Origin of the sequence: Collinsella aerofaciens (genome assembly GCF_039752955.1) — a bacterium.
Classification (GTDB): domain Bacteria; phylum Actinomycetota; class Coriobacteriia; order Coriobacteriales; family Coriobacteriaceae; genus Collinsella; species Collinsella aerofaciens_BI.
In genome coordinates, this window is the sequence record NZ_JBDMHB010000007.1 from 31,799 (window position 1) to 48,227 (window position 16,429).

The following is a 16,429-nucleotide window of genomic DNA, read 5'->3' on the forward strand; positions in this document are numbered from 1 at the left end:
CGTAAAAATCGCCAATTATGGAGACGATCTCGAACACGTCGACGAAACGATGCGGTAACATCTCCCTGCAAACACTGTAGTTAGCTAAAGGGGGAGTTCGCGTGTCTGCAAGCATCAAACCCTTCACCGACGAGTTCGAAGAGTATGGTCGCGATGAGTCTCGCGCATCGGGCGAAGCATCGAGCATCTCGTTTCCGGCAACGGAAAACGAGGTCCGTGCCATTTTGGAAAAGCTCCATGCCGAGCGTGTCCCGGTAACGGTTCAGGGCGCCCGAACCGGCCTTGCCGCCGGTGCCGTGCCCCACGGCGGGCATATCCTCAATACTTCCCGTATGAATCGCTACTTGGGCCTTCGCCGCGATGAACAAGGCCAATTTCTGCTGCGCGTGGAGCCGGGCGTTGTGCTCTCGGAGCTGCGCAAGCAGCTGAGCAAGAAGGTGCTGCCGACTGCTGGTTGGGACCAGGTATCGCTTGAGGCCTACGAGGAGTTCCAAGAGGCCCCCGAGCAGTTCTTTCCCACCGATCCCACCGAGGCGTCTGCCTGTCTGGGCGGCATGGCGGCATGTAACGCCTCCGGTGCCCGCAGCTACGCCTACGGTCCCATGCGCCCACATATCACGGGACTCCACGTCGCGCTGGCTGATGGCGATTTGCTTGAGCTTCAGCGCGGCGAGGCTTTTGCCCAGGGCCGCCACCTGTCGCTCGTGACGGCAGCGGGCCGTACGCTCGAGCTCGATCTTCCCGGATATACCATGCCCAAGACAAAAAATGCCTCAGGTTATTTCGTTGCGGACGAAATGGACGCCATCGACCTCTTTATCGGTGCTTGCGGCACGCTCGGCGTTATCACCGAGCTCGAGATCGCCCTGCAGGCGGCGCCTGCGGTCGTTTGGGGTGTGAGCTGCTTTTTCGATAGCGAAGACAAGGCCGTGTCCTTTACCGATTCCGTGCGTCCCGTCCTGTCCCATGCGGCTGCCATCGAGTACTTCGACGCTGGCGCCCTGGATATTCTACGTCGTCAGCGCGAGCAGTCGACCGCGTTCGCCTCGCTGCCGGCGCTCGACAAAGACGCCAAGGTCTGTGTTTACGTGGAGCTCGACTGCGACGATGAAGCCCAGGCGACAGAGGAGCTGTATCACTTGGGGTGGGTACTAGAGCTTGCGGGCGGTAGCGACGATGCGACATGGGTCGCGCGCACCGAGGTCGATCGCGAGTGCCAGCGATTCTTCCGCCATGCGGTGCCCGAGAGCGTCAACATGCTCATCGACGAGCGTCGCCACACGGATCCCACCATCACCAAACTGGGCTCGGACATGTCGGTGCCCAACGCACGCTTGGCCGATGTCATCGCCCTTTATCGCCGCACGTTGGCCGAAAGTGGGCTTGAATCTGCCGCCTGGGGGCACATCGGTAACAACCATCTGCATGTGAACATTCTGCCGCGCGATATGCAGGATTACCGACGCGGCGGAGAACTCTTTGCTCAGTGGGCTTCCGAGGTCACGGCCATGGGCGGTGCCGTCTCCGCCGAACACGGCGTCGGCAAGATCAAGGCGGGCTTCTTGGAGACGATGTACGGCCACGAGGCCATGGTCGAGTCGGCGCAGCTCAAGCTCCAGCTCGATCCTGCCGGGCAGCTGGGTCGCGGCAACCTGTTTGCGGAGAAGCTCTTGGATGAACTCGTCCAGAAAGGGGGCGCGTGAAGATGAGCGATTTCCATATGGTGGTGTGCGTCAAGGCGGTGCCTGGAAGCACCGAGGTCAAGATGGATCCCAAGACCAATACCATCGTGCGCGATGGTAAGCAGGCGGTCATTAATCCCTTTGACGCAAGCGCCCTGGAATGCGCGCTGGCGCTCAAGGACGACTTTATCGGCTTTGGCATGGATGTGCGCGTGACGGTGGTGTCGATGGGTATTCCCGCGACCGAATCGCTGCTGCGCGACTGTATCGCCCGCGGCGCCGACGACGCCCTGTTGCTGACCGACCGCGCCTTTGCGGGTGCTGATACTCTGGCTACCACCTATGCGCTCAAATGTGGTATCGAGGCGCTCGATGAAGACTTTGACCTGCTCATCTGCGGCAAGATGGCGGTAGACGGCGATACGGCGCAAATCGGGCCCGAGCTTGCCGGCGCCTTCGAGATTCCCTGCGTGACCGACGTGAGCTGCGTGCAGAGCGCGGGCTTTACGACGTGCGGTTCGCTGGCGCTCGTTCACGGATGCGATGCCGGCGAAGAGACGGTCTATCTTGAGATGCCGTGTGCAATGACGACCGCAAAGGAGATCGGCCAGCTGCGCATGCCGAGCATCGCCGGTATTCGTGCGGCTGAGGAGGCTGACGTGCGCGTGGTCAACGCTGCCGACGTGCATGCCGACCCTGCGCGCTGCGGTCTTGCCGGCTCGCCGACGCAGGTCGTGCGCTCGTTTGTGCCCGACCGCGATCAAACGTGTGAAGCCGTTGAGGGCACGGCATCCGAGCAGGCGGCAAAGCTTGCCAAGATTATCGAGGGGATGGCATAGATGAGCGGACTGATTATCGATAGTGAAGCCTGTATCGGCTGCGGTCGCTGCGTTCGCGCCTGCGCCTCGGGCGGCATTGTGGTGGAGGGCGAGCGGCCCAACCGCTGCGCCCGCGTAACCGACGGCTGCATTCTGTGCGGCGGGTGCGTCGACGCCTGTCCCGTCAACGCTATCTCGATCGAGCGTGACGAGGCCACTGGCGTGGCGGACCTTGGCGCCTATCGAGACATTTGGGTATTCGTGCAGACCGATGAGCACGATACGGTGGCTTCTGTGGCCTATGAGCTTATGGGCAAGGGGCGCGAGCTTGCCGATGCCCGCGGCTGCCGCTTGGTGGCGCTGGTCGGCATGAGCCCCGAGAGCTCGCTCGAGGAGCTTGAGCATCTGGTTTGCGCCGGCGCCGACGAAATTATGGTCTGTCGCGACGAGCGCCTGCGCCAAAACGATGCAGAGGTTTACGCCCGCCTGATCTGCGATTTGGTAGCCGAGCGCAAGCCCGAGGCTATTCTGTACGGCGCGACCGCCTTTGGCCGCGAGCTGGCACCTGGCGTTGCCGTGCGCCTGCAGACGGGTCTTACGGCCGATTGCACCGTGCTTTCGATGGATACGGAGGCGGGCCTGCTGCAGCAGACGCGCCCGGCGTTTGGCGGCAACCTGATGGCTACCATCGTTTGTCCCAACCACCGCCCTCAGATGGCGACGGTACGTCCCGGCATCTTTAAGGCGCCCGACTTCGACTACGGCCGTCCCGGCACGATCACCCAGGTAACGCTTGCGGATGACGTTAAAGCTCGCGTCGAGATCTCGATTCCCGCCGAGGAGTGGGGGCAGCAGGCCTCGATTGCCGATGCCGAGCGTCTGGTCGTGGTGGGTCGCGGTATCGGCTCCAAGAAAAACCTGCCTCTGATGCGAAAGCTCGCCGAGGCTCTTGGCGCCGAGCTTGGCTGCACGCGCCCTGTCGTGGAGGCCGGCTGGTTGGAGTATCGCCATCAGATTGGCCAGACGGGCGTATCGGTTTCGCCCAAGCTTCTCGTAAGTATCGGTGTCTCGGGTGCCATCCAGCATCTTGCCGGCATCGGTGGAGCGGAGTGCATTATCGCCATCAACGAGGACCCGGATGCCCCCATCTTTGGCGCCGCCCAGTACAAGGTTGTCGGCGACGCCGTCGAGGTTGTCGAGGAGCTGCTGGCCCAGCTTGAGCGCTAGGCACGCGCCAGCCAGGAGCGCGTCTCGTTCTTGAGGCGCTCCCAGGTCGCCTGTGTGGCGGGATCGGTAAAGGGCCGTTTAATGCCAAAGGGTGCGTCGAGCAGGCGGTAGATATCGCCTTGTTCGCGCGCCAGCGCGCGACTTGCGGGATAGACAAGTTCAAACATAAAGCAGATGAGCCCTGCCAGGAAGTCTGCCGGCTCGTCGCGCTCATCGCGTGCAACGCAGCGGTGCTCGTCAAAGGCGGCAAGTGTCGGCGACGAGAAATGACTGGCGAGAAACGTCTTCTCGTCCACCTTGAGGATGGTATCGACGGTGCTGTCGGCGATGGTGCGCATAATGTCGACCTTATCGCCGTCGCGCACGATATCGCAGAAGCGCCGCGTGCGCTCATCGAGCTCCTCGGGTAGTCGAAAGTCGCTGTGATAGGCGATGCTCGCGCGGATGAGCTCGTCGTTCTCGTCGGCCTCAATAAAATCTCGGATGCTCGTCGTGGCAGGCGCGTCGGCGGGGTTCTCACCAAAGAGGACCTCGACGCCCAACGCCGCATGGCTCATGCTCTCGGCATCTTTAAAGGTGTCCCAGCGTCGCAGCTGCTCAAAGCGGCCCATATCGTGCAGCAGGCCGCAAAGCCACGCCAGATCAATATCCTGCGGCGACCAGCCCTGTTCGCGCGCCACGGCATCGCATGCTCTGGCAACGTGATAGGTGTGCTCGATCTTGAGTGCAATGCGCGGATTGGTGGCATCGTAGGCATCGGTATAGGTCTTGAAGGCCCCGGCTGCCCGCGTTCGATCGATAGCTGTCATAATGACTTCCTAAAAAGTTGTGTCTTTCGATCCGGTGGCAATTGTAGGTGAACTCGGTTGCCGTCGGACGATAATTCTGCCGCATCGTTACATGCGGCTCGGATGCCTTGTCGGGATAAGGAACGTTATGGTGCTCAAAATCGTTAAAACTGTCTGGCCGGTGATGCTTACCTATGTTGCGATAGGCGCGCCGTGCGGAATGATTATGGCGCAGACGGGGATGGAGCCCTGGATGGTCTTTGCCCTGAGTAGCACGTTCGTGACAGGCAGTGGGCAGTTCATGATCTGCAACCTGTGGCTGGCGGGCGTGCCGGCAGCATCGATCGTCGCCTCCGTCGCTGCCATCTCCTCGCGCTTTGCGCTTTACTCGGCATCGATCGCGCCGCATCTGACGGGTGCCTCGAAGCGTCAGACGCTGGCTGTTGCCGCGACGCTCACCGAAGAGGCGTACGGCATCTCGCTAGCCAAGTTGGTCGAGGGGGATGACTGGGGCCCACGCGAGTCCTTTGCGCTCAACGTGATCCTCATCGCAACGTGGGGCGTCTCATGCACGATGGGCGCCGTTGTCGGCGCCGTCATCGATGTTCCCACCGCTATTGCAGGTTTTGTCTGCACATCGCTCTTTATCTGCCTGCTCTTTTCGCAGCGGCTGTCGCGCGGCAACGTTGTCGCGGCGGTTTCGGGCGCGGTGTCCGTCGCCGTATGCAAGTTCTTGGGCCTCGTGAATATTGCCGTGCCGGCAAGCGTCGTGGTCGGCATTACCATTGCGCTGGCGTGCGATGCTGTATTTGACGGAAGAGGTGCCCGCGATGCCCGTTAACGAGTTCTTGGTTCTGTGGCTGTCGTCGTGGGCTGCTATCGCGTTCTTTCGCATCGCACCGGCGTTCGCCTTGCGCGGGCGGACCCTGTCGCCCCGCATTACCGAGGCCCTGGGCTACATTCCGCCGGCCGCCTTTGCGGCGTTGGTTGCCAACGACTTGATAAGCCCCGGCGCTTTCGACGCCGGCCTGTGGCAGGGCTTGATTCCCTGGATCGCGGCTGCCGGCGTCGTGGTGGTGGCAATCAAGACAAAGTCGATGCTGTGGTGCTGCGTTTCGGGCATCGTGCTCTATATCGCCTTGAGTCTCGTGTAAGAGCAGGGCGCGCTTGCCGCCTTGGCCTAACGAATCGAATTTCTCATCGAGCTGGTCTGCTTCTTCTGGTACCATGGTCAGACTTTACTGTAGCAAAGCATGACGTGGGCTTTTGTTCCCCGTCAGCGGAAATGGGGGTTTCATGGCACAGGAAGCAACCGCCAACGAGCAAAAGAAATTCAAGGTCCCGCGCATCCCGGGCGACATCATGATCTATCCCATGATCGTCGGCCTTTTGCTCAACACCTTCTGCCCGCAGGTCTTTGAGATCGGCGGCTTCTTTACGGCTGCCTGCCGCGGTGGTTCCAATACCATCGTTGCGGCGATCCTGCTCTTCGTGGGCGCCGGTATCAGCTTTAAGTCCACGCCGGGCGCCATCAAGACCGGCATTGTCGTGCTGATCCCCAAGCTTGTCGTCGCGGCGGCTCTCGGTTTGGGCGTGGCCTATTTCTTTAACGACAACTTCCTGGGCCTGAGCTCCGTGTCCATCATCGGCGGCATCACGTTTTGCAACATGGCGCTTTATACGGGCATCATGGGCGAGTTCGGCGACGAGTCCGAGCAAGGTGCCGTCGGCATCCTGTTCTTTACGGCCGGCCCCGCCGTCACGATGATTATCCTCGGCGTCTCGGGTCTCGCTAACATCCCGCTGGGCACCATCGTTGGCTCTATCCTGCCGCTTGTTATCGGCATGGTTTTGGGCAACCTGTTCCCGTTCATTAAGAACCTGCTGGTCCCCGGCACCAATCCCGCGATCGCTGTCATTGGTTTTCAGCTCGGTGCGTCCATGAGCCTGTCGAGCTTCATCACCGGCGGCATCTCGGGCATTCTGCTGGGCCTCATCACGCTCTTTATCGTCGGTCCCATCACCTTTGCCTTCGAGCGCCTGTGCGGCGGCAACGGCAAGGCTGCCGTTGCCTGCTCCACCATCGCCGGTACGGCCATGACCACCCCGGTCGCTCTCGCCGAGGTCGCTCCGCGCTATGCCGAGCTTGCGCCCACTGCGTACGCCCAGATCGCCACTGCCGTTATCATCACGGCGATCATGGCCCCGATCCTGACCGGCTGGGTCGACAAGAAGTTCTGCCAGGGCAAGGAGGACCTGTCGGTTGCCGGCGTCGAGGCTATCGAGGAGGCCGTCGCGACCGATATCGACGGCGAGTAATCGTCTCTTCGAGTCAATGAAACGGCGCGTGCAATTCACGCCATCTGAGCGTCCGAACGGCATCTGTTATTCAGTGTCATTCGGACGCTCTGCTATTATTCCCTTTACCCCTGGGAGTAAGGGGTGTTTGCTGTCCGAGTGTGTCTCGGGCGATTTTGGCCACTTGGATATAGAGGGGATGGAGCCTGGTGGTTAAGGCACTCAAGATCGAGATATTTATGCTGTGCATGATTATTCTTATCGGGCTTGCCGCTCGAAGTCGCCGCTCCTTGTTCTCGAGCACCCAGCAGCTTTTGTTCAGCATGCTGGGCTACACGTCTGCCGCCTACATTTTCTTCGATATGATTTGGACGCTCTCGGACGGCGTGAGCACTCCTGTGGGCATTACAGCCAACTGGATTTCCAATGCGGTCTCGTTTTCGCTGTTCGCCATCGCGTGCCTCATTTGGTTCTTCTATTCCGAGACGATGCAGGGCTCGCGATTCCTGGCCACGCGCTACAGGATGGCACTCGTGGCATTGCCTACGGCGGTAGTGGTCGCTCTGGCATTTACCAGCTACTGGACACACACTCTTTTCTATATCGATGCGCAAGGCGTATATCGTCGCGGTGCAGCTTATATGATTCAGCCTATCGTTAGCTACTGCTACGTCATATATACGTCCTTGCATGCCTTTGTTCAGGCTCGAAAAGTCGAAAGCCTGCAAAAGAAGGCCATTTATCGCACCCTCGCCTTTTTCGCGGTCCCCGCTCTGGTGGGCGGTACCTTTCAGGTCGTATTTTCGGTGCCCGGCCTTTGCGTCGGCATAATGATCAGTATTTTGCTGCTCTATATCGTCTACCAGGAGCAGCTGATCTCGACTGACCCGTTGACTGGACTCAACAACCGTAACCGTTTTGAGACCTATATGCTGTCGCTGTTCTCGGGTGCTGACCAGGCCGATGATGTGTATCTGCTGATGATGGATGCTGACGGCTTTAAGCAGATTAACGACCACTATGGACATGTCGAGGGCGACCATGCCCTTCAGGTTGTTTCGAAGGCGCTCAAGGACGTCTGTTCGATGTCCGGCGGCTTTATCGCGCGCTATGGCGGCGATGAGTTCGTGGTGCTCCAAAAGGCAGCGACGGAGCAGGATATCATCGGCCTGTGTACGGCAATCAACGATGAGTTGGCGCGTGCCGAGGTGCCGTATTCGTTGCGGATGTCCATCGGCTATGCCCGGATCGGCGATGGTGTCGATACCTGGCAAGACCTGCTTCGCGCCGCCGATGCGGAGCTCTATCGCGTCAAGGGCGAGAAGAAGAAGGCCGGCGTCCAGATACGCTAGAAAAGGGGGCGCACGACCGTTGTGCTGGTCGTGCGCCCCCTTTGTGTTGGCGGGATTAGTAGCGACTGTCGAAGATGCGCCTCGTCTTTTTCTCGGAACGGGGCAGCTCGCTAGGCCATTTTAGGTTTATTGACAATGATGATGCCGCCGCAGACTAAGAGCAGGGCCATGATTACGGTGACAGGGCTCGTGCCGGCGCCCTCGCCGAGCAGCAGCGCGCTCAGCAGCACGCCAAAGACCGGGTTCATAAACCCAAAGACCGAGACGCGGCTGACGGGATTGACGGCAAGCAGACGCGACCACAGCGAGTAGGCGACCGCGGAGATAAGCGCCATATAGACGATGAGCGCGATGGCGGGGACGATCGCCGTGGGGGAGAGCACGCCGTCCATCAGAAAGCCGATAGCGGTGAGGACGAGGCCACCGACCAAGAACTGCCAGCCGGCAAGCAGGACGCCGTCGTGCTCGCGCGAGAAGATACCGATCAGGCAGGTCGAAAGGGCACCCGCGACGGTGGAGGCCAGGATAAAGCCCTCGCCGTCGAGCGTAAAGCCAAAGATTCCGTCCGCGCCCGAAAGGTTGACGAGTGCGACGCCGGCAAAGCCCAGCACGCAGCCGAGCACCTTGGCCGCATCGAGCTTTTCGGTGCGAAACGCCAGGGCGGCAAAGAGGATGGCTAGGAAGTTGGCGCTGGCCTCGATGATGGAGCTCGACATGGCGCTGGCGCGCGAGAGGCCCAGGTAGAAAAAGAAGTACTGCCCGATAGTCTGGAAGAGCGACAAGACAACGATGGGCTTGATGTCGCGAGTACGCGGAATGAGGGGACGGCGCTGAGCCGCGCTCATCCCAACGATAACCAGGGCACCGGCAAGCGTAAAGCGCAGGCCCGCGAAGAGCAGTTGCGAGGCGCTATCGTGCGCCGGGATGCCAAAGAGCGCGTAGCCGATCTTGATGCAGGGAAAAGCCGACCCCCAGAGTGCGCAGCAAACGAGGCAGCCCAGGATGAGTCCGGGTAGGGTGGCGAGATACGGCTTGCGGCTTTCCATGATGTCCTTCCTACATGCGCGAAACAAAAAAAAAGAACCCGCCACCGGATGTGCCGGTGGCGGGTGTTATTACCCGAAGGGATTGTACCCGATGGGAAAGGTTTAGGCGAAGTAGGCTACGCCACTCTCAAAGATGGGCATGAACTTATCGCCGGGGACATGCTCGGGCACGTTGCGGTACAGGTTGTCGCCGCGACGCTCGGCGTGGCCCATCTTGCCCAGGACGCGGCCGTCGGGGCTCGTGATACCCTCGATGGCCAGTGCGGAGCCGTTGGGGTTGACGGAAAGATCCATGCTGGGCTTGCCGTCCTCGCCCACGTACTGCGTGGCGACCTGGCCGTTGGCGATGAGCTGGGCGAGCACCTCGTCGTTGGCGACAAAGCGGCCCTCGCCGTGGCTGATGGCGACGGTGTAGGGGTCGTCGAGGCTGCACTGAGACAGCCACGGGGACAGGTTGGACGAGATACGGGTGCGCACCAGGCGGCTCTGGTGGCGGCCGATGGTGTTGAACGTCAGCGTGGGCGCATCGGGCGTGGCGTCGACGATATCACCGTAGGGCACCAGACCGAGCTTGACCAGCGCCTGGAAGCCATTGCATATGCCCAGCATCAGGCCATCGCGGGCCTTGAGCAGGTCGCGGACGGCCTCGGTGACCTCGGGAGCGCGGAAGAACGCCGTGATGAACTTGGCGGAGCCGTCGGGCTCGTCACCGCCCGAGAAGCCGCCGGGGATCATGACGATCTGGCTTGCACGGATGCGGCGGGCGAGCTCATGGGTGCTCTCGGCGACGGCCTCGGGCGTGAGGTTGTTGATCACGAAGGTGTCGGCCTCGGCGCCGGCAGCGCGGAAGGCGCGGGCGCTGTCGTACTCGCAGTTGTTGCCGGGGAAAACGGGGATGACCACGCGCGGGCGGGCGATCTTGGCGCCACCGTACACATGGATATCCTTGGTGCGGAAGTCGATGGTCTCGACCTCGGCGGTCTCGCCGGCGCTGCGGTAGGCAAAGACGCCCTCGATGCCGCTCTCCCAGGCCTCCTGGAGCTCGGAGAGCTCGATGACCTCGGAGCCGGTATCGATGACATAACCCTCGACGGTGGTACCCAGGGGCTCGACGACAACGCCGTCGGCGACCTCGGGCAGCTCGGCGTCCTCAGCGAGCTCGACGATAAAGCTGCCGTAGAGCGGGGCGAAGAGGCTCTCCACGTCCACATCCTCGGCAAGCTCGATACCGATCTGGTTGCCGACGCACATCTTAAAGAGGCTCTCGGCGCCGCAGCCGTAGCCGGGCGTGGAGATGGCTAGGGCGTCACCGGTAGCGGTAAGCGCCTCGACGGCGTCGAACGCTGCGAGCAGCTGCTGGGCGTCGGGACGGTAATCCTCGCCGTAGGTGGCGGGGGCGATACGGACGACGCGGTGCGTCAGGCCCTTGAACTCGGGGGAGACGGCGCGGGCCGCCTTGCCCACGGCCACAGCGAAGCTGATCAGGGTCGGCGGAACGTTGAGCTCGCCGGCCTCGTCCTCAAACGAGCCGCTCATGGAATCCTTGCCGCCGATGGCGCCGGCGCCCAGGTCGACCTGAGCCATGAGGGCGCCGAGTACTGCTGCCATGGGCTTGCCCCAGCGCTCGGCCTCGGTGCGCAGGCGCTCGAAGTACTCCTGGAAGGAGAGATAGGCGCGCTTGTGCTCAAAGCCGGCGGCCACGAGCTTGGCGATGGACTCGACCACGGACAGGTAGGCGCCTGCAAACTGGTCGGCTTCCATCAGGTAGGGGTTGAAGCCCCATGCCATGGCGCTCGCCGTAGTGGTCTCGCCGTCCACGGGGAACTTGGCGACCATGGCAGAGCTCGGAGTGAGCTGCGTCTTGCCGCCAAAGGGCATGAGCACGGTCGCGGCACCGATGGTGGAGTCGAAGCGCTCGGAAAGGCCCTTGTTGGAGGCGACGTTGAGGTCGGTGACAAGCGAGGTCATGCGCTCGGCAAGCGTGGTGCCGGCCCAGCTGGGCTGCCACACGCTGCGGGCGCACACGTGGGCGACCTGGTGCTTGGGCGCACCGTTAGAGTTGAGGAACTCGCGGGATAGGTCGACGATGGCGACACCGTTCCAGGCCATACGCATGCGCGGCTCGGCGGTAACCTCGGCGATAACGGTCGCCTCCAGGTTCTCCTCGGCGGCGTAGCCCATGAACTCCTCGACGTCACCGTCGGCGACGGCGCAGGCCATACGCTCCTGGGACTCGGAGATGGCGAGCTCTGTGCCGTCCAGGCCGTCGTACTTCTTGGTCACGGTGTCCAGGTCGACATACAGGCCGTCGGCAAGCTCACCCACGGCGACCGAGACGCCGCCGGCGCCAAAGTCGTTGCAGCGCTTGATCAGACGGCAGGCATCGCCGCGGCGGAAGAGGCGCTGCAGCTTGCGCTCGACCGGAGCGTTGCCCTTCTGGACCTCGGCGCCCGAGGTCTCGATGGACTCGGTGTTCTGGGTCTTGGAGGAGCCGGTGGCGCCGCCGATGCCGTCACGGCCGGTGCGGCCGCCCAGCAGGATGATCTTGTCGGTGGGGGCGGGGCACTCGCGGCGCACGTGGTTTGCCGGGGTAGCGCCCACGACGGCGCCGACCTCCATGCGCTTGGCCACGTAGCCGGGGTGATAGAGCTCGTTGACCTGGCCGGTGGCAAGGCCGATCTGGTTGCCGTAGCTGGAGTAGCCGGCGGCAGCGGTGGTCACGAGCTTGCGCTGCGGCAGCTTGCCCTCGAGGGTCTCGGACACGGGGACGGTGGGGTCGCCGGCGCCGGTGACACGCATGGCCTGGTACACGTAGCTGCGGCCCGAGAGCGGGTCGCGGATGGCGCCGCCCACGCAGGTGGCGGCACCGCCGAAGGGCTCGATCTCGGTCGGGTGGTTGTGGGTCTCGTTCTTAAACAGGAACAGCCAGTCCTGGTCCTCGCCGTCGACATCGACCTTCACCTTGACGGTGCAGGCGTTGATCTCCTCGGACTCGTCGACATCGGTCATGACGCCGGTCTTCTTAAGGTACTTGGCGCCGATGGTGCCCATGTCCATGAGGCAGACGGGCTTGGCGTCGCGACCGAGCTCATGGCGCATCTCCATGTAGCGGTCGAAGGCCTGCTGCACCACGGCGTCGTCGATCGTCACGTCATCCAGGACGGTGCCGAAGGTGGTGTGGCGGCAGTGATCGGACCAGTAGGTGTCGATCACGCGGATCTCGGTGATGGTGGGGTCGCGGTCCTCATCGCGGAAGTACTGCTGGCAGAAGGCGATGTCCGCCTCGTCCATGGCAAGGCCGCGCTCGGAAATAAAGGCGGCAAGGCCGGCCTCGTCGAGCTCGCGGAAGCCGTCGAGCACCTCGACGGGCTGGGGCTCGGGGGTCTCCATGTACAGCGTCTCGGGCAGGTCGAGCGAGGCGATGCGCGCCTCGACGGGGTTCACCACGTAGTGCTTGATGGCATCGATGGCGGCTTCGTCCAGAGCGCCCGAGATCATATAGACCTTGGCGGAGCGCACGGCGGGGCGCTCGCCCTGGCTGATGAGCTGCACGCACTCGCTGGCGGAGTCGGCGCGCTGGTCAAACTGGCCAGGCAGGAATTCGACGGCAAAGACGGCGCCATCGCTTGCGGGGAGCTCGTCGTAGGTCACATCGACCTGGGGCTCGCTAAAGACGGTCGGCACGCAGGAGGGGAAAAGCTCCTCGTCGATGCCCTCGACGTCGTAGCGGTTGATGATCCTCAGGGCCTCGATGCCCTTGATGCCGAGAATCTCAGTCAGCTCGCCCTTGAGCTGCTGAGCCTCGACGTCGAACCCGGGTTTCTTCTCCACGTAGATACGAGAGACCATTGGTTCCTGCCTTCCTGATCGGTTGGGCGTACGGTACGGTATGCGGCAGCGGTCGGTTTGCGGGGTCTGCCCTGCGGTCGCCTTGAGCCACATGTTTGTAAACCTCACTATGATACGACAGCTCGCGGCGCGTTGAGGACGGCGAGGGTGCTACAGTGAAGCGCAAACAAGAGAAAGGCATCACATGGCATTCGTTTCACTCGCCATCATCGCGCTCGTGGCCTTTGCAAGCCCCTTCATCGCCTCGGCGATTCCCGGAAAACCCATTCCCGAAACGGTCTTTTTGCTCGTGTTCGGCGCGGTGCTGGGACCCCATATGCTCGACATTATCCATGTAGATGCCGAGGTCTCGCTTGTGTCCGAGCTCGGTCTGGCCTTTTTGTTCCTGCTCGCCGGCTTTGAGATCGACCCCAAGAGCATCACGGGCGTCGAGGGGCGCTACGGCTTGGCGACGTGGGTCGTCACGTTTGGTATCGCCTGGCTTGCCGTGCGCTTTACTCCGTGGTTCTCGGTCAGCCATTTCGACGGTATCGCTGTGACGCTTGCTCTCACTTCGACGGCGCTCGGCACGCTCGTGCCCATCATGCGTGAGCGCTCGCTCACCGGCACGCGCGTGGGCGACTCGATTCTTGCGTATGGCACCTGGGGTGAGCTCGGCCCCGTGCTCGCCATGTCGGTGCTGCTGTCTGCCCGCACCGGCATCCAGACGCTTGTAATCCTTGGCTTGTTTGCGGTGGTCTGCGTGTTGCTGGCCGTGGTCCCAAGCCGCTCCAAGCGCGTCGGCAGCCGCTTCTTTGCGTTTGTCGAGGAACGCGCCGATACCACGTCGCAGACCTTCGTGCGCCTGACGGTGCTCATCTTGGTCACGCTCGTGGCGTTCTCGGCCGTCTTTGATCTCGACATCGTGTTGGGTTCTTTTGCCGCCGGCTTTGTCTTGCGCTACATCATCCCCGAGGGCAACCATACGCTCGAGACCAAGCTCGATGGCCTGGCCTACGGCTTTTTGATTCCGGTATTCTTTACCGTATCGGGCGCAAAGATCGATCTGACGGCCGTGGCGTCGCGCCCGGGTCTGCTCGTGGGCTTTATCGTGGCGTTGTTGATTATTCGTGCCGTGCCCATTCTCATCTCTATGAGCATTTGTCCTGCGACGCGCGATGTGTCGGCGTATGGTCGCATTACCGTGGCCCTGTACTGCACCACGGCGCTGCCGATCATCGTTGCCGTTACGAGCGTTGCCGTCAACGCGGGCGCGCTGTCGCAAGATATTGCGTCGGTCATGGTTGCCGCCGGTGCCATCACGGTGTTCTTGATGCCGCTGCTCGCGCAGCTTTTCTACCGCGTGGTGGATGCCGCACCGGTCGCCGCCGTGGCAGAGGTTGCCGAGCATCCATCCGATGCGCTCGACATCCTGCGCGCCCACCACGACCTAGCGAGCTTGCTCGCGCGCGAGCATGAGCTGCTGACTTCGCATGGCCATGGTCGCGTATTCGAAGGCCTGCCTACGCTCGATACGATTGCCGAGCGTCTTTCCGCCGAGGCGGCGAGCGGCCACATCGATGCCCGCATCGTGGACGCTGCGCACCTGCTTGCCGATAAGACCTATGGAGACGAGGTCGACCCGTCCGAGCTGACTCCGCGCGAGCGTCGCCGCCTGGAGCGCGCCAAGCTCGCCGTGCGCGAATACCGCCGCCGCATGTTGGAGCTCTATGCGCGCGATGAAGCCCAGGACGACGACGGCAGGTAGCCAACGCCGTCGCGGAAAATGCATCCCAGAATCCGCGTCCAGAGTGGGACATAGTTTCTGAAAGAAGGCCCTGAGGGAAACTGCGCCCCGTTCTGAGCTGAAATACCGGGACGCAGCTTCCCCTGCAAGCAGAACAAGGCGCGCTGCCTGCGGTTGATGCAGACAGCGCGCCTTTTGCGTTGGGCCTCGTTGAGGTTCGAAGTAGTGGACTAGTTGGCCATGACGCCTTCGGTCCAAGCCTCAACGTCCTCGATGCGCAGGACGTTGGCGACCTCGGCCACACAGCCGACGCTGGCAAGCTCGGCTGCGGCAGCCTGGACGTCCTTCTCGAGCGCGCGATGCGTCAGGAAGATGACCGAGCAGGCATCGTTGACGCCCGACTTGCCGTCCTCGACCTGGTTGATGAGCGAGATCGAGATGTTGTGCTTGGCAAAGATGTCGACCGTCTCGGACAGGGCGCCCACGCGGTCGGCGACCTTCAGGCGCACATAATACTTGGTCTGGAGCTCGTCCATGGGCTTAAAGGCGAGGTTGTGACCATAGGGCTCAATCTCGGGCAGCGGAGCCACGCCGCGGCTGATCTGCTCGGAGAGCGACAGGATGTCGCCCACGACGGCGCTCGCGGTGGGGAAGGAGCCTGCGCCGGCACCGTAGAACATGGTCTCGCCCACGGCGTCGCCTACCACGTAGACAGCGTTCATGGCGCCGTTGACCTTGGCAAGCATGTGGTCGGCGGGGATCAGCGTGGGATGCACGCGGACGTCGACGCCGGCGTCGGTATTGCGGGCGATGCCGAGCAGCTTAATGGTGTAGCCGAGCTCGCGGGCCTGGGCGATGTCCTCGGCGCCGATGGTACGGATACCCTGCTGGTACACATCGTCGGTGGTAACGCGGGTGCCAAAACCGATGGAGGCGAGGATTGCCGTCTTGCTGGCGGCATCGAAGCCGTCGACGTCGGCGGACGGGTCGGCCTCGGCATAGCCCTTTGCCTGGGCGTCGGCGAGCACGTCAGCGTAATCGGCGCCCTCGGCGTCCATGCGCGACAGGATGTAGTTGGTGGTGCCGTTGAGAATGCCAGCGATGGTCAGGATCTTGTTGCCCACCAGGTCGTGCTCGAGCGTGCTGACAATGGGGATGCCACCGCCGCAGCTGGCCTCGCACTTAATCTGCACGCCGCACGCGCGCGCCTTCTCGGCGAGCGTCTCGACATGACGGCCCAGCAGGGCCTTGTTGGCAGAGACGACGTGCTTGCCGTTCTCGAAGGCGGTGGTGAAGATTTCGGTCGCGGGGTGCTCGCCGCCGATGAGCTCGACGACGATATCGACGGCGGGGTCGGTGACGACGTCGTGCCAGTCGCTCGTAAAGGCCTCGCGCTCAATACCGGCAGCTTCGGCCTGCTCCCAGGCAAGCGCGCAGGCGCGGGTCAGCTTAAGGTCGATGCCGTAGGCGGCCAGGTACTCATCGTGGTGGCTCTTGATCAGACGGGCCACGCCGCCGCCGACGGTTCCAAGACCGATGAGGCCGACGTTCACGGTGCGCAGGGGTTCGCTCATAGATAGCTCCTTCGTGCATCTTATGGATGGATTAACCGCTTAAAGGTTGAGTGCATTCTAGCGTGAACC

Annotated in this window: 12 protein-coding genes; 8 read left to right on the forward strand and 4 right to left on the reverse strand. The window is 62.4% G+C overall.

Annotated elements, in window-relative coordinates; genetic code table 11:
- Positions 1 to 101: 101 nt before the first annotated feature.
- From ABHR75_RS03090 to ABHR75_RS03100, 3 genes are read left to right on the forward strand one after another with little or no spacing between them, the layout of a single operon-like run.
- Positions 102 to 1,703 (forward strand): FAD-binding oxidoreductase, encoded by a 1,602-nt coding sequence (locus tag ABHR75_RS03090; RefSeq protein ID WP_346963595.1) that lies wholly within the window; start codon positions 102 to 104, stop codon positions 1,701 to 1,703.
- Between the two features lie 2 nt (positions 1,704 to 1,705).
- Positions 1,706 to 2,521, forward strand: a complete 816-nt coding sequence (locus tag ABHR75_RS03095; protein ID WP_346963596.1) for an electron transfer flavoprotein subunit beta/FixA family protein — start codon at positions 1,706 to 1,708, stop codon at positions 2,519 to 2,521.
- The gene (locus ABHR75_RS03100; RefSeq protein WP_346963597.1) at positions 2,522 to 3,727 is read left to right on the forward strand and encodes an FAD-binding protein; all 1,206 of its coding nucleotides are present in this window, start codon (positions 2,522 to 2,524) and stop codon (positions 3,725 to 3,727) included. It abuts the gene before it with no gap.
- Here ABHR75_RS03100 and ABHR75_RS03105 read toward each other — a convergent pair.
- Positions 3,724 to 4,536: an HD domain-containing protein gene (locus ABHR75_RS03105; RefSeq protein ID WP_346963598.1), complete on the reverse strand. Its 813-nt coding sequence runs from the start codon at positions 4,534 to 4,536 to the stop codon at positions 3,724 to 3,726. The genes ABHR75_RS03100 and ABHR75_RS03105 overlap by 4 nt on opposite strands.
- A 163-nt stretch (positions 4,537 to 4,699) precedes the next feature.
- Here ABHR75_RS03105 and ABHR75_RS03110 point away from each other — a divergent pair, with 163 nt between their 5' ends.
- From ABHR75_RS03110 to ABHR75_RS03125, 4 genes are all read left to right on the forward strand, one after another.
- The gene (locus tag ABHR75_RS03110; protein WP_346963617.1) at positions 4,700 to 5,356 is read left to right on the forward strand and encodes an AzlC family ABC transporter permease; all 657 of its coding nucleotides are present in this window, start codon (positions 4,700 to 4,702) and stop codon (positions 5,354 to 5,356) included.
- Complete coding sequence (locus ABHR75_RS03115; RefSeq protein ID WP_346963599.1) at positions 5,346 to 5,669, forward strand: AzlD domain-containing protein; 324 nt, start codon at positions 5,346 to 5,348, stop codon at positions 5,667 to 5,669. Before ABHR75_RS03110 ends, ABHR75_RS03115 begins: the two co-directional genes overlap by 11 nt.
- Positions 5,670 to 5,811: 142 nt before the next feature.
- The gene (locus ABHR75_RS03120; protein ID WP_346963600.1) at positions 5,812 to 6,834 is read left to right on the forward strand and encodes a 2-keto-3-deoxygluconate permease; all 1,023 of its coding nucleotides are present in this window, start codon (positions 5,812 to 5,814) and stop codon (positions 6,832 to 6,834) included.
- 188 nt (positions 6,835 to 7,022) lie between these two features.
- A complete protein-coding gene (locus ABHR75_RS03125; protein WP_346963601.1) occupies positions 7,023 to 8,165 on the forward strand; it encodes a GGDEF domain-containing protein in 1,143 nt (380 codons plus the stop codon).
- A gap of 110 nt (positions 8,166 to 8,275) precedes the next feature.
- On the opposite strand, the gene ABHR75_RS03130 is transcribed toward ABHR75_RS03125, so the two are convergent.
- The gene (locus ABHR75_RS03130) at positions 8,276 to 9,211 is read right to left on the reverse strand and encodes a DMT family transporter (RefSeq protein ID WP_346963602.1); all 936 of its coding nucleotides are present in this window, start codon (positions 9,209 to 9,211) and stop codon (positions 8,276 to 8,278) included.
- A 102-nt stretch (positions 9,212 to 9,313) separates the two neighbouring features.
- Positions 9,314 to 13,060 carry a phosphoribosylformylglycinamidine synthase gene (locus ABHR75_RS03135; protein WP_346963603.1) on the reverse strand — a complete coding sequence of 1,249 codons (3,747 nt, stop codon included), beginning with the start codon at positions 13,058 to 13,060 and terminating at the stop codon, positions 9,314 to 9,316.
- Between the two features lie 184 nt (positions 13,061 to 13,244).
- On the opposite strand from ABHR75_RS03135, the gene ABHR75_RS03140 reads away from it, so the two are divergent.
- Complete coding sequence (locus ABHR75_RS03140; protein ID WP_346963604.1) at positions 13,245 to 14,807, forward strand: cation:proton antiporter domain-containing protein; 1,563 nt, start codon at positions 13,245 to 13,247, stop codon at positions 14,805 to 14,807.
- Between the two features lie 209 nt (positions 14,808 to 15,016).
- Here ABHR75_RS03140 and ABHR75_RS03145 read toward each other — a convergent pair whose 3' ends face one another.
- Positions 15,017 to 16,360 carry a homoserine dehydrogenase gene (locus tag ABHR75_RS03145; protein ID WP_346963605.1) on the reverse strand — a complete coding sequence of 448 codons (1,344 nt, stop codon included), beginning with the start codon at positions 16,358 to 16,360 and terminating at the stop codon, positions 15,017 to 15,019.
- Positions 16,361 to 16,429 lie beyond the last annotated feature (69 nt).

Excerpts from the sequence above, each read along its gene's own strand:
- ABHR75_RS03130 (WP_346963602.1), bottom strand. The coding sequence starts at position 9,211 with ATGGAAAGCCGCAAGCCGTATCTCGCCACCCTACCCGGACTCATCCTG.
- ABHR75_RS03095 (WP_346963596.1), top strand. The coding sequence starts at position 1,706 with ATGAGCGATTTCCATATGGTGGTGTGCGTCAAGGCGGTGCCTGGAAGC.
- ABHR75_RS03120 (WP_346963600.1), top strand. The coding sequence starts at position 5,812 with ATGGCACAGGAAGCAACCGCCAACGAGCAAAAGAAATTCAAGGTCCCG.
- ABHR75_RS03105 (WP_346963598.1), bottom strand. The coding sequence starts at position 4,536 with ATGACAGCTATCGATCGAACGCGGGCAGCCGGGGCCTTCAAGACCTAT.
- ABHR75_RS03100 (WP_346963597.1), top strand. The coding sequence starts at position 2,522 with ATGAGCGGACTGATTATCGATAGTGAAGCCTGTATCGGCTGCGGTCGC.
- ABHR75_RS03140 (WP_346963604.1), top strand. The coding sequence starts at position 13,245 with ATGGCATTCGTTTCACTCGCCATCATCGCGCTCGTGGCCTTTGCAAGC.
- ABHR75_RS03110 (WP_346963617.1), top strand. The coding sequence starts at position 4,700 with ATGCTTACCTATGTTGCGATAGGCGCGCCGTGCGGAATGATTATGGCG.
- ABHR75_RS03145 (WP_346963605.1), bottom strand. The coding sequence starts at position 16,360 with ATGAGCGAACCCCTGCGCACCGTGAACGTCGGCCTCATCGGTCTTGGA.
- ABHR75_RS03115 (WP_346963599.1), top strand. The coding sequence starts at position 5,346 with ATGCCCGTTAACGAGTTCTTGGTTCTGTGGCTGTCGTCGTGGGCTGCT.
- ABHR75_RS03135 (WP_346963603.1), bottom strand. The coding sequence starts at position 13,060 with ATGGTCTCTCGTATCTACGTGGAGAAGAAACCCGGGTTCGACGTCGAG.